The organism is Spirosoma aerolatum, from assembly GCF_002056795.1.
Taxonomy (GTDB): domain Bacteria; phylum Bacteroidota; class Bacteroidia; order Cytophagales; family Spirosomataceae; genus Spirosoma; species Spirosoma aerolatum.
Genome location: NZ_CP020104.1, coordinates 6,719,152 through 6,735,813 on the forward strand (window position 1 = coordinate 6,719,152; position 16,662 = coordinate 6,735,813).

Annotated in this window: 18 protein-coding genes; 11 read left to right on the forward strand and 7 right to left on the reverse strand. The window is 49.6% G+C overall.

What is annotated here, in order from left to right; all coding sequences use genetic code 11:
• Positions 1-6: 6 nt before the first annotated feature.
• Complete coding sequence (locus tag B5M13_RS27890; protein ID WP_080058785.1) at positions 7-318, forward strand: DUF59 domain-containing protein; 312 nt, start codon at positions 7-9, stop codon at positions 316-318.
• A 105-nt stretch (positions 319-423) separates the two neighbouring features.
• Positions 424-855 (forward strand): BrxA/BrxB family bacilliredoxin, encoded by a 432-nt coding sequence (locus tag B5M13_RS27895; protein ID WP_080058786.1) that lies wholly within the window; start codon positions 424-426, stop codon positions 853-855.
• A 74-nt stretch (positions 856-929) separates the two neighbouring features.
• Here B5M13_RS27895 and eboC read toward each other — a convergent pair whose 3' ends face one another.
• Positions 930-1,805: a UbiA-like protein EboC gene (eboC, locus tag B5M13_RS27900; RefSeq protein WP_080058787.1), complete on the reverse strand. Its 876-nt coding sequence runs from the start codon at positions 1,803-1,805 to the stop codon at positions 930-932.
• Between the two features lie 85 nt (positions 1,806-1,890).
• On the reverse strand, positions 1,891-2,823 hold the full coding sequence (locus B5M13_RS27905; protein ID WP_080060105.1) for a TatD family hydrolase: 933 nt from the start codon (positions 2,821-2,823) through the stop codon (positions 1,891-1,893).
• Positions 2,824-3,061: 238 nt separating this feature from the next.
• Here B5M13_RS27905 and B5M13_RS27910 point away from each other — a divergent pair, with 238 nt between their 5' ends.
• Together B5M13_RS27910 and B5M13_RS27915 are read left to right on the forward strand one after the other, a co-directional pair.
• Entirely contained in the window at positions 3,062-3,724 is a 663-nt protein-coding gene (locus tag B5M13_RS27910) for a DUF4136 domain-containing protein (protein WP_080058788.1), read from the forward strand.
• Positions 3,725-3,732: 8 nt separating this feature from the next.
• Positions 3,733-4,383 (forward strand): porin family protein, encoded by a 651-nt coding sequence (locus tag B5M13_RS27915; protein WP_080058789.1) that lies wholly within the window; start codon positions 3,733-3,735, stop codon positions 4,381-4,383.
• A gap of 1 nt (position 4,384) precedes the next feature.
• Here the strand turns inward: B5M13_RS27915 and B5M13_RS27920 are convergent, their stop codons facing one another.
• Complete coding sequence (locus B5M13_RS27920) at positions 4,385-5,062, reverse strand: EboA domain-containing protein (protein ID WP_080058790.1); 678 nt, start codon at positions 5,060-5,062, stop codon at positions 4,385-4,387.
• A gap of 140 nt (positions 5,063-5,202) precedes the next feature.
• On the opposite strand from B5M13_RS27920, the gene B5M13_RS27925 reads away from it, so the two are divergent.
• Positions 5,203-7,011 (forward strand): SGNH/GDSL hydrolase family protein, encoded by a 1,809-nt coding sequence (locus B5M13_RS27925; protein ID WP_080058791.1) that lies wholly within the window; start codon positions 5,203-5,205, stop codon positions 7,009-7,011.
• Between the two features lie 106 nt (positions 7,012-7,117).
• Here B5M13_RS27925 and B5M13_RS27930 read toward each other — a convergent pair whose 3' ends face one another.
• The 3 genes from B5M13_RS27930 to rpsU all read right to left on the reverse strand — a co-directional run bounded on the left by B5M13_RS27930 (position 7,118) and on the right by rpsU (position 11,340).
• Positions 7,118-9,793 (reverse strand): GH116 family glycosyl-hydrolase, encoded by a 2,676-nt coding sequence (locus B5M13_RS27930; RefSeq protein WP_080058792.1) that lies wholly within the window; start codon positions 9,791-9,793, stop codon positions 7,118-7,120.
• A gap of 133 nt (positions 9,794-9,926) precedes the next feature.
• On the reverse strand, positions 9,927-10,838 hold the full coding sequence (locus B5M13_RS27935) for a tyrosine-type recombinase/integrase (RefSeq protein WP_080058793.1): 912 nt from the start codon (positions 10,836-10,838) through the stop codon (positions 9,927-9,929).
• Between the two features lie 304 nt (positions 10,839-11,142).
• Positions 11,143-11,340 carry a 30S ribosomal protein S21 gene (gene rpsU / locus B5M13_RS27940; protein WP_012924721.1) on the reverse strand — a complete coding sequence of 66 codons (198 nt, stop codon included), beginning with the start codon at positions 11,338-11,340 and terminating at the stop codon, positions 11,143-11,145.
• 56 nt (positions 11,341-11,396) lie between these two features.
• On the opposite strand from rpsU, the gene B5M13_RS27945 reads away from it, so the two are divergent.
• The 6 genes from B5M13_RS27945 to B5M13_RS27970 all read left to right on the forward strand — a co-directional run bounded on the left by B5M13_RS27945 (position 11,397) and on the right by B5M13_RS27970 (position 15,841).
• Positions 11,397-12,323, forward strand: coding sequence for a Ppx/GppA phosphatase family protein (locus B5M13_RS27945; protein WP_080058794.1), 927 nt, complete (start codon positions 11,397-11,399; stop codon positions 12,321-12,323).
• A gap of 260 nt (positions 12,324-12,583) precedes the next feature.
• Positions 12,584-13,564: a bile acid:sodium symporter family protein gene (locus B5M13_RS27950; protein ID WP_080058795.1), complete on the forward strand. Its 981-nt coding sequence runs from the start codon at positions 12,584-12,586 to the stop codon at positions 13,562-13,564.
• Between the two features lie 100 nt (positions 13,565-13,664).
• Complete coding sequence (locus B5M13_RS27955; protein WP_080058796.1) at positions 13,665-14,060, forward strand: MarR family winged helix-turn-helix transcriptional regulator; 396 nt, start codon at positions 13,665-13,667, stop codon at positions 14,058-14,060.
• Positions 14,061-14,074: 14 nt separating this feature from the next.
• Positions 14,075-14,536: a DinB family protein gene (locus B5M13_RS27960; protein WP_080058797.1), complete on the forward strand. Its 462-nt coding sequence runs from the start codon at positions 14,075-14,077 to the stop codon at positions 14,534-14,536.
• Between the two features lie 78 nt (positions 14,537-14,614).
• Positions 14,615-15,145 carry a DUF4442 domain-containing protein gene (locus B5M13_RS27965; protein ID WP_080058798.1) on the forward strand — a complete coding sequence of 177 codons (531 nt, stop codon included), beginning with the start codon at positions 14,615-14,617 and terminating at the stop codon, positions 15,143-15,145.
• A gap of 6 nt (positions 15,146-15,151) precedes the next feature.
• Positions 15,152-15,841: an alpha/beta hydrolase gene (locus B5M13_RS27970; protein ID WP_080058799.1), complete on the forward strand. Its 690-nt coding sequence runs from the start codon at positions 15,152-15,154 to the stop codon at positions 15,839-15,841.
• Here the strand turns inward: B5M13_RS27970 and B5M13_RS27975 are convergent.
• Positions 15,812-16,561: a carboxypeptidase-like regulatory domain-containing protein gene (locus tag B5M13_RS27975; RefSeq protein ID WP_080058800.1), complete on the reverse strand. Its 750-nt coding sequence runs from the start codon at positions 16,559-16,561 to the stop codon at positions 15,812-15,814. The genes B5M13_RS27970 and B5M13_RS27975 overlap by 30 nt on opposite strands.
• Positions 16,562-16,662 lie beyond the last annotated feature (101 nt).

Sequence of the window (16,662 nt, forward strand, 5' to 3'; positions counted from 1 at the left end):
AAAGCAATGACAGACGAAGCATTAAAAGAACAAGTTATCCTGGCCCTGAAGGGAGTTTATGACCCCGAAATTCCGGTCGATGTATACGAACTGGGGCTCATTTACGACATCAAGATATTTCCGGTCAACAACGTGTATATCCTGATGACGTTAACGTCACCCTCCTGCCCATCGGCGGGTTCGATCCCGGCCGAAATTGAAGAGAAAGTACGAGCTATCGAAGGCGTCAATGATGTAAGTGTTGAACTGACGTTCGACCCTCCCTACTCAACCGAACTGATGTCGGAAGTAGCGAAACTAGAACTTGGCTTTATGTAACATACCAGGTCATTGGTTAGTTGCCTTAGCAGTCATTACCTGCTTGACTGACTAGTAATTGAGACAAAGCCAATGACAATCCATTAATGATTAACTACTAAAAATATGTATCCTCCTCATTTGCTTGTCCCTATGCGGGAAGACCTGACCAGCGTTGGGTTTGAAGAATTAACCACTCCAGCCGAAGTTGATGCCGCTATGACCGATCAGCAAGGTACGGCTTTAGTGATGGTAAACTCCGTATGTGGCTGTGCAGCCGGTGCCGCTCGTCCGGGGGTTAAAGCCGCTTTAGCCGTCAGTGCGGTTAAGCCGGATCACCTGTATACGGTTTTTGCGGGTGGCGACGTCGATGCCACAGCCCGGATGCGCGAGTATCTGCTGCCTTATCCGCCATCGTCCCCTGCGATTGCCATTTTTAAAGACGGCGAACTGGTTCACTTTATTGAGCGGCACCATATTGAAGGACGTTCGGCACAAATGATTGCCCAACATCTCGAAATGGCTCTCGAAGAGTTCTGCTCTCCTGCCAATGCATAAGTAATCTGTAGCGCGGGTGAAAACCCGCGATTGATAGAAATTTAAATCTTATCAATCGCGGGTTTTCACCCGCGTTACGTTACGGCAAAAGCTTTCGCTAAAAACCGGGAAAGAGGTAGTAATAAGAATACGATTAACGCCAGCGGAAACGAGGCAAAAGCAGCTACCCAGGCTGCATTCATAATAATCAGCGACAACACGCCTGCCTTTACAGCCAGACCAATATTGCGGCCAATCGGCTCTTTTACGGCACGCCAGAGTGGAGGAAAAATAGAATAACCGAACAGTACCAGAAATGGGAAAGCGGTTCCCAACTGTTGTCGCCATTGCGCCAGTGCCGCTACACAGCCAATCACCAGTGCATACAGCAGACCCGCTACACGCAGCGTAATCGGGCTACCGCCATGTACTTCGCCCCGGCTGATCATCGTGATAGCGGCTATGTACACAATCGGCACCAACCCCACCCAGACCCACGGCATCACCTGATCGGGCAGAATACTCACCCCCAGCAGTAAATTAAGCCCCCGGCATAACCCCATATTGACGGGGCCCAGCCAATTGTGGTGCTTGCCAAAGCGGTCGTAGATGAGGGCAGCCGCCGAAATGGCTATCGACAATAAACCAGCCGTCTGATTGACCCAGAACGATGCCAGGATACCAACCGTCAGCAAGCTGCCCCCCAGAATACTAGCCGCCTGTTTGCTGACGACACCGCTCGGGATTGGGCGTTCGGGTCGTTCAATGGCGTCCAGTTCAGCATCGAATACATCGTTGAACACTACCCCACCACCATACAAGCCGACAGTAGCCAGACAAAGCCAGGCTATCGCAGCCAGATCGAAATTCGGGATCAGGAAATACCCTGCAATAGACATACCCGCCAGTACATCGGCCACCGACGTTACCAGATTCGCCGGGCGAGTAAGCGAAAGAAGCGCCTTTATCATAGTAAAAGAGCGAAAGAGTGAAAGAGCGAAAGGGCGAAAATTTGTTCGATAGTTTTCGCTCTTTCACTCTTTCGCTCTTTCGCCATTAGTTAATTATCGTTGATTCTTTATCGACTTTTGGGGCTTGCCCACCGCGCAACACGGAACTACCATTGTAACGTTGGCTTTGGTCAATACCCAGCGGCTGCGAAAGCTCTTCCAGACTCAGTTGGCCACTTTGTGCAAAGGCGGTTACCGCATTCGCAAAGGTTACGAGCCGGATTGCTTCGTCCGAGATGCCTCGCTGCTTCATCAAAGCTGCCGTTTTGGGAACCGCCAGTGGATCGCTGATGCCCCAGTCGGCAGCCGAGTTGATCATGATACGCTCCGGCCCGTACTGTTTTACAACTTCTACCATCCGTTCGTTCCCCATTTTGGTAAATGGATAAATGGTAAAGCCAGCCCAGAATCCACGGTCCAATACCTCACGCACCGTTTCCTCATTATTGTGATCGACGATAACCATGCTGGGGTCGATACCGTGCTCGATGGCAATGTCCATACTGCGGCTGGTGCCTTGCTTTTTATCGCGGTGCGGGGTGTGAATCTGCACAGGTAGATTCGCTTCTCTGGCTAGTTCGAGTTGTGCCCGGTAGTATTTCTCCTCAGCAGCCGTCTGGTCATCGAAGCCAATTTCACCAACGCCCACGACGCCCTCCTTATAGATGAAAAGTGGCAGAATTTCCATAACCTGTTCGGCCAGGGCTTCCTGATTAGCTTCTTTAGAGTTCAGGCCAATGGTACAGTAGTGGCGAATCCCAAACTGCGAAGCCCGGAACCGCTCCCAGCCGACCAGACTGGCAAAATAATCCCGAAACGAGTCGACGCCGGTACGCGGCTGGCCCAACCAGAAGGCAGGCTCAATGACGGCTACAACACCCGCATCGGCCATAGCCTGATAATCGTCCGTTGTTCGGGAAGTCATGTGGACATGCATATCAAAAAACGACATGCCCTTAATGGAATCCATAAAATCCATATTCATATTAATTAAAAATGAATGATGCATAATGACCCATGAATATTGACGAATCAGTACGATCGACAGGCATTCATCCGGCATTACACATTATCCATTGTCCATTATTCATTTTATCTCACGCAAAGTTCTCAAAAAATGAGGGGCCTTTCTACATGATTTTTACCCATATTTTAATTCACGTTTTACAAACTTCCGCTTTCACTGCGCGTTTTATAGGTATACAACAAATGCAGTTATGAAGAAGTACCATCAACGTCAACTAAGGAAAGGAGGCCTTTGGGCGCTCCTACTGCTAGCCGTAGGCGGAAGTCTGAGTGCCTGCCGCGATAAGGCTATTGATGACTTAAGTGCCGCCGATAGCCCGGTTTACATTACCAATTACGATAAGTCGGTCAACTTCGGTCAATACAAAACGTTTAGCCTACCCGATTCGGTACTTGTCGAAACCAATAACGGCTACCAACCAGCTCAGAACAGCGTTTCTACCCAGTTTGTAAACAATATCGCCAACACGCTCACAGCGCGGGGTTTTCAGCGAGTAAGTAAAGGGGACAGTGCCGATCTGGGAGTTGCCATTATCCGGGTCAACAAGCAGTATACAGGTGTTGGAGTCGATCCATACGGCTATTATTCGAGTTACTGGGGCTATGGCTACGGAGGCCTGGGTGGATATTATCCTTACTATCCGACCTATTACACTTATCAGGTTTCTGACCAATACTGGGAAATTCAGATTGTCGATCTGAAAAACAGCACGACTAACGCCAGTGGTCAAAAGCAGGTGAATGTCATTTACGACGCTACCATCCGGGGCACCGACGTTACAGATACGCAGTCCGTCGATGCCGCCACCACAGCTATTTTCAATCAATCCACGTATTTACAGGCTAGTCGCTAACCAACGTCATGAAACGTATCCTCGCAGTAATTGCCCTGCTTGGCCTCAGTACGGCGGCCTGGGCACAGTACCAAAATGAGTACATGGGTTCATCGATCTACGATCGGTATGTAACCTTCAATATTTCGGCCCGCTATGGAGTGGCTTTCCCGATGGGTGGTCAGCAGGGCTATATCGACCGCATTTCGCCAACCAACCTCGCGCTGGATGGTGAATGGCTCTTTCCGAAACGCTTTTCGATTGGCTTAAAAACGGGCTATCAGTACACGCACCAGCGGATGCCCCGGCAAGTGTATGAATACGACTCGCAGTCGATCTCAGCCGTTCAGACCCGAACCCTCTCGGTGATTCCGGCCATGGTTTCGCTATCGTATTATTTTGCCGATAACGCAGCGGCCATTCGTCCGTATATTCAGATGGCAGGAGGTGGTGCATTCATTGATTACACCAACTATTTCGGGCCGCTGGCCGACCAGAAAAGCGGGTTTAAAGGGGCCATCGCCCCGGCTATTGGCCTTAAATTTTACGGCAAACGCGAACAGGGGCTTGGTGCCGAAATCCAGGCCCAATACCAGAACGTGTTTTTCAACTACGATCTGCTGAAAAACTCTGCTCCCTCGCTCATGCTTTCGGCAGGGATCATTTATCGGTGGTATTAAGTTAGTCTAACAATAACTCAATATTAGCAGGCAGACTACGCCCGGCAGCCCGACGTTCAGCGGCATAATCCGTCAGAATATGGGTCAGTCGGGTGTTTTTACGTTTTTGTAAACCCATGATTTGGGTAATATCTTTGTCGGTAAAGAACGCCTTCATCACGAGCTGATTCCAGGCCAGTTCATCCAGATACTCGGCAGGATATGGATTTTGCAGCATAATCGCTGACTGCACATCGCCGATGTTATTCCGAACCCCTTCCGTAGCCTGAAACTGCCAGCCTTCGGGGTAGGCCAGCACAGGCAATGCCGAATAAAGCGCTACTAATTCATTGAGTTCACCCGCTTTGAAAAGCTCCGTGATCGTCTTCAAATAGGTGGTCTGGTCGTCGGCGGGTAGCTGAAGCAGCCACCATACCCGTGCCAGTCGATCAAGTGTCCAGCCAGCAACGGTAAATCCCGGCCGAATTCGTTCCAGCGAAAAGGCGATGTCGTCTGGCACCTCAATGGGTTGCTTACCAACAAAGCGTGGCATGGCCGTAAAGACGCGGTAAAACGTGGCAACCTGTGGATTGGCATGGAAGGCATCGACCTGCTGCCGCAAATAGGTAACGGCTTTTTCGGAATTTGGCTGCTGTTCGATCAGATAAAACAGCGTCTGGCTCATCTGGAGACTATTCATACTGCAAAAATACATGCGTAATTCGGACCCTAACTGTAGCAAAAGCACATTAGTACATGACTATAATCACCTTTACTACGATAGAATAAAGCCTAATCCGCACTTTTGGTTTCCCGGACACAGACCACTCGCCTTCAATCATGAAAAAAACGCTGTTGGCTTACCTACTTATTTTCTGTTTTAACTCACCTGCCCTACTGGCTCAGTCACTATCGGAATACACCTGGTGGAATCCGACTCAGAGCGACATACCCGTGATTGAAGGCCAGGGCTGGTCGGGTACGGCACGGCAAAATGCGTATGACCGACTACCCACCCTGGCCGAACAACGCGTGCGTAAGGAAGTCTGGAGTCTCTCGCACGATGGTGCCGGTTTGATGATCCGGTTTCGGGCCAGCACCGATCAGGTGGTGATACGCTACACCGTCGGTCGTAAGCAAACAGCACTCCCCCATATGCCAGCTACGGGCGTTAGTGGGGTCGATCTATATGCCGTAAACAGCGATGGCGACTATCTGTGGTGTGCCGGAAAATATACCTTTGGCGATACCATCCAGTACCGATTCACCAATCTTGAGCCCAACGACCCATACCATAAGAAAGGTCGGGAATATCGGCTGTACTTGCCGCTTTACAACTCCGTCAAATGGTTAGAGGTGGGTGTACCTAAAGGCGTTACGCTTACGCCCCTGGCTGTTCGGCCTGATAAACCGATTGTCATCTACGGAACGTCCATTGCTCAGGGGGCCTGTGCTTCCCGGCCCGGCATGGCGTGGACATCGATTCTAGGTCGAAAGCTGGACCGTCCTGTTATCAATCTAGGGTTTTCGGGCAATGGTCGGCTGGAAAAAGAAGTGGTTGACTTTCTACCGGAAATTGACGCGAAACTATACGTGCTGGACTGTCTGCCTAACCTCATTGCTACAGTTGGAATAAAACCAGATACCATCAAAGCCCGCATAATTCAATCGGTAAAAACGCTACGACAGCAACGCCCTTCAACGCCTATCTTGCTGGTCGAACACGCGGGTTATACGGAAGGCAGCATCAATCCAACCCGAAAACAACTCTACACCGAGGTCAATGAATTGATGCAGCAAGTTTATACCCAACTCACGAACGAAGGCACAGAACAGCTTTATCTGCTCTCAAAATCAGCCATTAATCTGGACATCGACGCGATGGTGGATGGTACGCATCCGACCGATCTGGGTATGCAGCAATACGCTGATGCCTACGAACGGATTATCCGACCGATTTTGAATGAGCCAATTGGTCAATCGTCAACGACGAAGCCACGCACACAATACCGCGACGCGAATAAATACGATTGGGAAACCCGCCACCGGGCTATTATGAACCGCCTGAAAAGTGATCCACCCCGCATTGTTTACTTCGGTAACTCGATCACCCATTTCTGGGGTGGCGAACCGGCTGATGTGGCGTCGGCTGGTGCGGATAGCTGGAACAACGTCATGGTTCCGTTAGGCGTTCAGAACCTGGGGTATGGCTGGGACCGTATCGAAAACGTATTATGGCGGGTTTATCACGGCGAACTCGACGGATATACCCCGAATCAGATCGTCGTCATGATTGGCACCAACAATCTGCAACTCAACTCCGATACTGAGATTCGTGAGGGCCTGAGCTTCCTGATCCGCGCCATGCAGACCCGACAGCCTAAAGCGGAGATTTTACTGGTTGGCATTTTACCCCGTCGGCAACTGGAATCGCGCATTGCCACGCTCAATCAGCAACTGAATCAGGTTGCCAATAAACTAAATGTCCGGTTTATCCAGCCGGGCACCGTCTTTCTAAAACCCGACGGCACCATCGACGAGACCTTGTTCGGCGACGGGTTACACCCCAACGCCGAAGGTTATCGGCAGTTTGTGGCCAAACTCCAACCGTATCTGAAAAAGACAGAAACTACGAAGGTGAAGAAATGAGGCCAATAGAGCTTTGTGGTGTCGGCTACTTAGAGCCGATACCACTGCAATGTCACAACCCCTACGCTCGTCCGCGATTGTATTGCGCAGGTGCGGAGTTCGAAACTTACCCCTGTATCTGTACAAGCAACGGCTGGTTGATCTGAATTTTTTGTCGTGATGACAATTTTAGAGCAAGTGTTTTACCCGTTTGGCTTAACCGAACTGCAATCGGCTGTCCGCCCAGAGTTACGGTTACTTTTTTAACGGGTTTCGCATCGCTTTTTTCAACGGTTAACTGCTCCAATGCCAACGAGCCGTACGCTACGTCAAGACGATATTCATAACGTTTACCCTGCTTTTGCTGAGTATATGTCCCCCATCCTTCGGCCCCCGTAAACGGGGCCATAAACATGTCGGCACCCCATTTCGGCGCAAAAGCCAGTTCACCTTTGGGACCGTGATACGCATAGCCGCAGGCTGAAATAAAAGCTCCATAACTCGCCATCGCCCGTGCGTAATGATCGCTGCACTCCACTTCGTTGAACGGATTCCGCTTAGCAGCATGGTAACGGTCATGAATGGTTCGGATGAGGGCCAGCCCTTCGTCGATCATACCTTCGGCTAGCATATGCCCGGCCACCTGATGCTCAAATCCGCTCATGCACTCATGGAAATAGGTTACCTGCCAGGCATCTTCTACCCCATACGGTAAGGGCACCTGAGCGGGGTTGGTATTCATGAGCATACCGCCTTCGCCCGGCAAGGCATAAGGTCGACCGCCGTGATGGTCTTTCAGGTAAGGGCCTACATCGGTTGTGAAGTTGTATTTCCAGAGCGATCGCAATGCCGATACAGTTTTCTGCTGATCAATAATCCGCCCCAAACCAACCTGAAACGCCCACGACTGGCCATACACCTGATCGATATGGCAAGTGTCGTATGAACCCAGTACCGTTTTCCCCAACTTCGGGTCAGGTTTATGAATGAAGTACTCACCATTAAATAGTTGCGATTCCATATTGACCTTCCCCTTCTCGAAAAAGGCTTTGCAGACAGCCGCAAAATCGCGGTCGTTCATCTCTTCCGCCATGCGTTCGCCCGCTTTTACCGCTGCCAGACAAAGCCCAACCAGCCAGGCAATTTCGCCCGGCCACTTGGCATCCAGCGTATTTTCGAGCTGCGAATCGACCATCCCGTTCCCGGTCCGGTCCTGTTTCAGAATGTATTCAATAGCCAGCCTGGTTTTCGGCCAGTTCCGACGCAGGAATCCATCGTCGGTACTCATTTGATGTTCCCGATACATTCCCAGAACTCGCCCGGCCTGCCCATCGATGGCTGGTTGCTGGTCGTATTCTGCCCGAAAACCGATATGCCCATCGTCGTGAAAGCCAACTCCCAGATCGACGCGCTCGCGTGTATCCCGTTCCAGAGCCGGAAACAGTCGCCCCATCGCTTGGGCATATTGCCAAACGTGCGTGCAAGTACCCGCGCAGGAGCCTACACCTTCCCACGCATAAAATCGACCCGATGAAAACCGATGACTGGTGGTGGTTGCCAGCGTCGATATGTTCAGCAACGTGCGTTCTAAAAACCAGTGTGGTAATGTACTTTGTGTATACCAGGTCTGACACCAGGTTTTGGTCTCGCCCGATAGTTTGGCAAAATTCTGCTGGATATAGTTTGCTACCTCAGCCGCCGATTTGAACTGGTTGGCGTAATACCGCTTCGTCTCATTCTTAATTGAATGAAACGACAGATTAGGGAAATACCAGCTCAGCACATAATGCAGCTCTGCCGTTTTACCAGCCGGAATTTGAGTTGTATTCCGCACGGACCCCAGCAATAGTTCATCAAACCGTTTAGTGGCAGGCTGACTGTTTTCGGTGTTGAACAACGCATCATTTGCCAGAGTCGCCAATGTATTGACCACCGTAGCCGGATTGAGTGAAAGCAGGCAGAAGTTGCCATAATCCGGTTTGAAATAATAGGCATCGTCGGCCCAGTTTTTATTAAGAACCGTACTGAAAACACCATTCGGAACAGCCTTATTCGATTTGGTATACTGATCGTCGCTGGCGGTGTAGATGGCTGCTTTGTTTTCCAGCCACCCCACTACCGACACCGTTACATCGGCCTGACTTTTATTGGCAATCGTGAACGAATAGATGGTAGCGGGTAAGCCCGAATTATCGGCATCCAGCGGAATAAAGGGCGAGTACACCTGTGCTGAAACCTGAACCGGCAACGTCGCATCCAGATACCGAATGGTTGCCATCGGGTAGGTCGCTTCAAATTCGATCTCATCCCAATCGTCGGCCAGTAGTCGTTTTGTAACACTCCTGCCATTGTAGTCGATCTTAAACGCAAACCCCTGCTCTACCGGACGAACATTTTTAACAGGTTCAACATAGTTGGAGCCATCGAACGGACGCAGAATGGCCTTGTTGTTCTGGATTTTTTCGTGCCAGGGAATGTCTTTGTAAATAACGCCGGTCTGGTTCTTATTGAAAATATCCCACAGCCAAAGCCGGCCATCGCCCCCCAGGTACACGCAGCCGCAGCCGATACCGCCCACCGGCATACCCAGGTATTGAAGTTCAGCTTTCGTTTTCCGATACGTCGTTGGCTCTCCCCGCTCATATAGCGCTTTGATCCATTCAGGCGTAGGCTTTGTGATAGCCGGTTTATCGTCGGCCAGCCCAAAAGGCCGATGAAGCGAGGAAAAATCGGTTAAAAAACCGGCAGCCATCAGGCTAGTGGATTGTATGAACGTGCGACGAGTAATTGTATTGTCTGCCATGACCCATCAGGTGGCCCTTCCATAGGTTCCGCACTAAAAACCAATCGAATCACAACTATACTCGTTCCGGCGTTAAACAGGTACGGAAACCAATGCCAAGTAGTGCTGTCTTGCTATCTCTGACGATCTGGGGTTATTTTTTGGCCTTTGGATGAGCTTGGTCGTACGTTTTCTTGAGCTGCTCCAGGCTCGTATGCGTATAAATCTGGGTAGCCGCTAAACTACTGTGGCCGAGCAAGTCTTTAATGGCGTTGAGATCGGCACCCCGATTGAGGAGGTGGGTAGCAAAGGAATGGCGCAACACGTGCGGACTTTTCTTTTCAAGCGTCGTCACTAAGTCCAGATGCCGCTTCACAATACGCTGGATTAGCACCGGATAAGCCGCTATACCTTTATCGCTTACAATCAAAACTGTATTGTCGGCCTGGCCTGAGAACTCTGCTTCTTTTACCCGGTTATAGGCCTGGATCAGCTCAAAAAGAGGTTGCGTAAGAGGTATAATCCGATGCTTGTTGCGCTTCCCCAAAACCAGAATCGTTTTTTCATACAAGTTGACATCGACTGTTTTGAGTCCAATCAATTCACTCAGCCGGATTCCGGTGCCATACAGAAGCTCAAGCACGAGTTTGTCGCGGATGCCCTCAAACGTATCGGGAAACTCGACCTCGCTGAGCAGCGTTTCCATTGGTTTTTCTTCGATGTACTGAGGCAGTTTTTTACTGGCTTTCAGCGCCTGAATTTTAGCCATCGGGTCCTGGTCAATCACTTTCCGACGAAGCAGGAAGCCATAAAAACTCCGAAGGGTAGCAATCTTCCGGTTCACTGATGATTTATCTAAGTCGGCCTCCACCAGGCTCACAATCCATGAGCGGATGTGCCGAAAATCGGCGCGTTCCGGCTGATCGACATTACACTCAGTATGCAGAAATTCCGTAAACTGCTCCAGATCTTTTGCATACGCCGTCAGCGTATGATGGCTCAGTCGTTTTTCATACCGAATGTGCGTGAGGAAGTCCGAACTAAAGGTTTGCCTCGCAGGATTCATGTGATTTTACCGATTAAACAGATTCTCATCTACAAACTTACCAACTTTACGATCTGAACGATTTTTAAAGCCTACATTACTTCATTCAGCCATGGACTTGTTGTGGTGTCAGATGTGAAGATCTGACACCACTAAGCACTTTCTAGCTCAGAATAATTGATAAAATCACAAAATTCGGGTCAAAAAAAAGCAGCAAACATTCCTGCTTGCTGCTCCTTCTGCGTTCTGGCTGGCGGTTTGAAACGGCTGACTGCGCATTCAGCGATTCAACCCCAACATGACCGATGTTTCGGAACGAAATGTCCTATTGCTCGGTATGGTTGCCGTACATTCTTTCTTTGTAGGCTGCCTTAATGATCTCGGTGCGACGCTTTACCGACGGTTTTTGGAAAGCCGTCCGCGACCGCAACTGCCGCAACACACCCGTCTTCTCAAACTTCTTTTTGAAGCGTTTCAGGGCCTTGTCGATCGACTCGTTGTCTTTTACGTTAATGATAAGCATTGTTAAATATTGTGTTTTAGCTAAAACCGGACGGCAAAGATAATAGATTTGCGGACATGAAACAAGCCATTATTGACTTAGGAACCAATACTTTCCATCTATTGATTGCCGATGTGGTCGGCTCCACTCAACAAATCCTGTTTCGGGAAAGTTTGCCAGCCAAAATTGGTCAGGCCGGAATCAATCAGGGGATCATCACGGAAGAAGCCATTGGCCGGGCGCTGGGTGTTCTGACTTATTTTCGGCAAGTGCTCAACCGATTCGATATAGCTCCTGACCAGGTTGTTGCGATTGGCACCAGCGCCATACGGGTAGCCCGCAATCAGCAGGAATTTATAGACCGAGTTCGGCAGGAAACAGGCTTATCTATTCAGGTTATTTCGGGCGATCAGGAAGCCGCTTACATCTATCAGGGCATTCGGGTAGCTGGTGCGTTAGGTGAGTCGACCGGACTGGTTATTGACATTGGCGGAGGCAGCGTCGAATTTATCCTGGGAAATCAATCAAGAATTTTCTGGAAACAAAGCTTTGAAATTGGCGGTCAGCGACTACGCGAACGATTCATGACCTCTGACCCAATCAGCCTTACCAGTATTCGTCGGCTGAATGATTACTTTCAGGAGCAGTTGCTTCCACTGGCCAATGCCATACATCAATATCAGCCCAGTGTATTGGTCGGTTCGTCGGGCTCATTCGATACGCTGGTCGATATGTGGTTTATGCACGAACAGGGCCATCTGCCCAACCCCGATCAGGCCACGTTCGACTTACCCATCCAGGAATTTTATCGGTCTTACGAATTACTCATGAAGAAAGATCATGTAGAGCGCATGCAGCTACCGGGCATGATCGAACTCCGGGTCGACATGATTGTGGTTGCCGTTTGCCTGATCGACTATGTCCTGAAAACCTACGGTATTACTCAGATCAAAACCTCAACCTACTCGCTGAAAGAAGGGGTATTGGCTTCGCTTAACGAGTAATGTAGAATTGAAGCTGTTTAGGCTTTTATTTTTATCTGAGTAAACCGTCAATTCACAGGCCGTTTTACCCTAAATCCCCTGAAGGGGACTTAGTCTGCGAGGGAAAAAAGTCCACTTCAGGGAATTTAGGGGTAAAACACACCGAAAAAATAATCCTGAACAGATTCATTAATAATGGGAAAAATGGATGGTGACGAATAGCAGGTAAGTTTTCAATCAATTTTGCTTTGTAACACATTATCAATTTTGCATTATAGATAATGAAAGCTGAAACAAACGACCGCTCGTCGTACCGGAACCTGATCTTTACAGCGCTCCTCATTCTATTTGTCGGCCTGGCGTTTGCTTTTCCGGCACCGTTTGTGAGCATCGGCGGGTTTCCGCTCAAGAAATTGATTGTTCCTCTACTGCAAATCATCATGCTGGGCATGGGTACAACCATGTCAATCAAAGATTTTGAGGGCGTTATTCAGCAACCCAAAGCCGTTTTCATCGGGGTTGTTTGCCATTTTATCATCATGCCTCTGTTGGGCTTTACGCTGGCTAATACCTTTAGTTTTCCACCCGAAATTGCGGCCGGTGTTGTGCTGATCGGCTGTTCGCCCAGTGGTCTGGCATCGAATGTCATGTGCTTTATTGCCAAAGCGAATGTCCCACTGTCTATAACAGTTACCACGATTTCGACCCTACTGGCTCCTTTTGTTATGCCTGCGCTGATGAAATTTCTGGCGGGTCAGTTCATCGAAATTTCCTTCCTGAAAATGATGGTCGAAATCATGCAGATCGTCATCCTGCCCATCGTGGTAGGGCTAGTTCTGAATCGGATTTTCCATAAATCGTCGGTGATGCTGAACCGGGTCATGCCGATGCTGTCGATGGGTGGTATTATTCTGATTGTTGCGATCATCGCAGCCGCTGGGCGTGATAGCCTGCTGACCGTGGGCTGGACACTAGCCCTGTGTGTGCTGATTCATAATTTGTGCGGCTTCATGTTAGGCTACGGAACAGCCCGGCTCTTTGGCATGGATGAGCAAAGCTGTCGAACGGTTGCCATTGAAGTAGGTTTGCAAAACGGTGGTTTGGCATCGGGGATTGCCGTACAAATGGGCAAAGTAGCTACAGTTGGGCTGGCCCCTGCTCTCTTCGGCCCCATCATGAACACAAACGGCTCACTGCTAGCAACCTACTGGAGTCAGCATCCTCCCAAAGACGTACCTACCACTGAACCCGCTTCTGCATAAAAACCTCCAAAAATCCCACTGAATACTCAAAAAGTATTCAGTGGGATTTTTGCTTCAACCATAAGTTGCATATACAACTTTATTTTTCAACCTTTATGGTATGCCTACAGAACCTTATTGCATTGCGGGTCGATTGCGAATGCTGGCGCGGATTGTGACAGGTCGGTACAACGATGTGTTTGTATCGGAGGGGGTAACATTCGCCCAGGCTGGCTTATTAATGCACATTTTCGCCCAACCGGGCATACGGCAGGCTCAGCTTTCCAAACAATTACAGATTCAAAAATCGGCCATGAGCCGGGATGTCCAGTTGTTGCAAAAAAACGGCTGGCTGACCGATACCATTCGGAGCGGCTTGTTCCTCACCGAAGAGGGTCGGTTGCTGGCCAAACGGTGCCATAAAATCTGGAAAGCCCTAAATCAGCAGGTATGGGACGAACTTGGCCCCCAAGCCGTCGACGGACTTACAACCCTTTCGCAAAAACTAATTCCCTAATACAAACCACGATAATGACTACCGAATTTTTATCGCAAACCTGGCAAATGGCGCAGGCTTCGGCGCAGGGCCCGATGCGCAAACTTACCCCTGACAATTACCGTCATCGATTAACACCCGAAACGGCTTCGGCCGGATTCATTGCCCTGCACACCGCCGAGGTGATGCATCGTTTTGCCAGGATCATGTTTGGCCGCGAGGTCAGTATTCCTTTACAAGCTGTCGGGGGCGTTTCGGACGATGGCCGTGAACTTGACTTAGCCGATATACAACAAAAACTTGACGACAGTTTCGCACTGATTGCCGACCATATCCGGCAAACACCCGACGAACAATGGGCCGAAATCGTTTCCTCACCATTTGGTGATATACCCCGAATGCAAGTACTCGTGTTCCTGATGCATCATAATTCGTATCACGCCGGACAAATCGCTCAGGCTATCAAAAAAGGTCAGGAATTTCCGGTAATCGCTTAATCGGTTCGCTGGTTTCTACTTGACGTTTAGTGCATCAGTCAACGTTAGACGGAAACCAGCAAACATCAACCTGTAAACATGAAGCCAGCATTTTTACAAACCACTCGCAAGGAGTCGACCAAATCATGGCTATTCCGATCAGGCTTGAACTGGTATCCGATGTATTTCGGAACGGGAGGCAAAATTCTATTCTGGTCGAGCGACTGGCGGGAGGTGCACATCCGATTGCGCCGAAATATATGGACGTACAACTACGTAGGGACCATTTTTGGTGGTAGTATGTTCTCGGCTACTGATCCCTTTTATATGGTGATGCTCCTGCGGATTCTGGGCAATCAATACGTCGTTTGGGATAAATCGGCTAGTATCCGGTTTCGCAAGCCTGGTCGTCAGACTCTATACGCTCGCTTTGAAATTACCAACGATCAGCTTGCGGTTATTCGGCAGGAGGTAGCCGCCAATGGACAGACTGATTATGTATTTACGGTTCAATGGCTCGATAAAGAGGGCGTCGTCCATGCCGAACTGGAACGGCTGTGCTATATCGCCGATAAAACCCATTATGAGCAACGCAAAAACGACCGGCAACAGGCACGGTTTAAACGGTAGACTCCTATGACCCAGGAACATCATCTGAAGGTTCAACGAACGGCCCGTTTTTACACCACTGGCCAACTCACCGAAAAAACCCGAAACATCTGGTTTTGCCTGCACGGATTTGGGCAATTGGCCCAATATTTTGGCAGAAAATTTGCTGACCTGGCCAGCGACGAAACGTTGATCGTGATCCCCGAAGGTCTCTCCCGATCCTACCTCGATATGAACTACCAGCGCGTTGGTGCTTCCTGGATGACACGGGAAGATTCACAACACGAAATCGATGACTATGTCGCCTATCTGAATTCTCTGTACAACCGTATTCTTGACGAGCGTACAAGTCTGAATGAAAAACTGCACATCACGGTGTTTGGGTTCTCGCAGGGAGCCGCTACCGCCTGTCGCTGGCTGAATAATGGGGGCAATGAATCGAGTCGCATCCGTATCGACAGGCTGATTCTCTGGGCCGGTTATTTTCCAAAAGGCCTTTCTGACCTGATCAGCGCCAATGTACTTACGCATACAGAAACGCACTATGTGTATGGGCAGCAGGACGAATACATCAGCGCCATTGCCGACATCGGCGCCTACCTGAATCGGATACAGACCGACGTACCTAATTTGCAGTTAACCGCCTTTGAGGGACCACACCGGGTAGAGCCTGATGTACTGAAATCATTAGTGACGGCTCCTAAACCGATTGCGTAAGCGTTGCCAGAACGTTGCTCGTTTATAACCACCAACCATTACAACTTCGCCAAGTGCAGTCGTATCCTCATTCAATCGAATATCTAATGAGTTTCGGGATGTTGGCATCAATCGAATTTCCTGTGTGATATACCCAATAAACGTCACCTGAAGCGTAAGATGCTCCAACTTATGGTCGTCAGGAATTAATAGCTGGAAGTTGCCATCTTTATCAACATGGGTTCCCCTTCCTAATTCTTTGATAAGAACAGTTGCTCCACAAGCGGCTGTGTTAGATGCTTCATCAACGACACGGCCAGATACGATCCTTGTCGAATCTGCTGATACTAGGCTCTCGGGTTCGGGTGATTCTGCTTTTCGCTCACTCCCGCTAGTCTGCACTAAGGTCGAGTGCAGCGACAGGGGCGTTATAGACTCCGACTGAGCCGCCTGATACCCTAACAAACCTGCTGTCAGAAGCCCCCAGAAACGACCCCAGGCCTGAGGAGCAGGTGCCGAAACGCGCAGAGATCGGTTAAGTTGACTTTGCCGGAAACGCCCACAGCCTGCATTTGTTGTCTGAGCCATGATGGAAGCAATCTGCTGGTCGGTCATAGCCGTAAAATCGACTACTGTTTTCTCGCAATGCATACAGAAACGACCGCCTTCATCGGGCTTCATGTCCTGCCACGACTGTTGACAAGGTGCCTGTATCGTTAGCTGTATCCGTTTAGCAAGCATGGGCTCAGCCAATAGTTCTAGAATTAAAGTTAACCGCAAAGGCGCTATGGCGCAAGGAATTACCCATTAATTTCGAATACCTTGCGGCTATAGTACCTTTG

Coding starts and splice junctions, on each gene's coding strand:
- B5M13_RS27890 (WP_080058785.1), top strand. CDS start 7: ATGACAGACGAAGCATTAAAAGAACAAGTTATCCTGGCCCTGAAGGGA.
- B5M13_RS27895 (WP_080058786.1), top strand. CDS start 424: ATGTATCCTCCTCATTTGCTTGTCCCTATGCGGGAAGACCTGACCAGC.
- eboC (WP_080058787.1), bottom strand. CDS start 1,805: ATGATAAAGGCGCTTCTTTCGCTTACTCGCCCGGCGAATCTGGTAACG.
- B5M13_RS27905 (WP_080060105.1), bottom strand. CDS start 2,823: ATGGATTTTATGGATTCCATTAAGGGCATGTCGTTTTTTGATATGCAT.
- B5M13_RS27910 (WP_080058788.1), top strand. CDS start 3,062: ATGAAGAAGTACCATCAACGTCAACTAAGGAAAGGAGGCCTTTGGGCG.
- B5M13_RS27915 (WP_080058789.1), top strand. CDS start 3,733: ATGAAACGTATCCTCGCAGTAATTGCCCTGCTTGGCCTCAGTACGGCG.
- B5M13_RS27920 (WP_080058790.1), bottom strand. CDS start 5,062: ATGAATAGTCTCCAGATGAGCCAGACGCTGTTTTATCTGATCGAACAG.
- B5M13_RS27925 (WP_080058791.1), top strand. CDS start 5,203: ATGAAAAAAACGCTGTTGGCTTACCTACTTATTTTCTGTTTTAACTCA.
- B5M13_RS27930 (WP_080058792.1), bottom strand. CDS start 9,793: ATGGCAGACAATACAATTACTCGTCGCACGTTCATACAATCCACTAGC.
- B5M13_RS27935 (WP_080058793.1), bottom strand. CDS start 10,838: ATGAATCCTGCGAGGCAAACCTTTAGTTCGGACTTCCTCACGCACATT.
- rpsU (WP_012924721.1), bottom strand. CDS start 11,340: ATGCTTATCATTAACGTAAAAGACAACGAGTCGATCGACAAGGCCCTG.
- B5M13_RS27945 (WP_080058794.1), top strand. CDS start 11,397: ATGAAACAAGCCATTATTGACTTAGGAACCAATACTTTCCATCTATTG.
- B5M13_RS27950 (WP_080058795.1), top strand. CDS start 12,584: ATGAAAGCTGAAACAAACGACCGCTCGTCGTACCGGAACCTGATCTTT.
- B5M13_RS27955 (WP_080058796.1), top strand. CDS start 13,665: ATGCCTACAGAACCTTATTGCATTGCGGGTCGATTGCGAATGCTGGCG.
- B5M13_RS27960 (WP_080058797.1), top strand. CDS start 14,075: ATGACTACCGAATTTTTATCGCAAACCTGGCAAATGGCGCAGGCTTCG.
- B5M13_RS27965 (WP_080058798.1), top strand. CDS start 14,615: ATGAAGCCAGCATTTTTACAAACCACTCGCAAGGAGTCGACCAAATCA.
- B5M13_RS27970 (WP_080058799.1), top strand. CDS start 15,152: ATGACCCAGGAACATCATCTGAAGGTTCAACGAACGGCCCGTTTTTAC.
- B5M13_RS27975 (WP_080058800.1), bottom strand. CDS start 16,561: ATGCTTGCTAAACGGATACAGCTAACGATACAGGCACCTTGTCAACAG.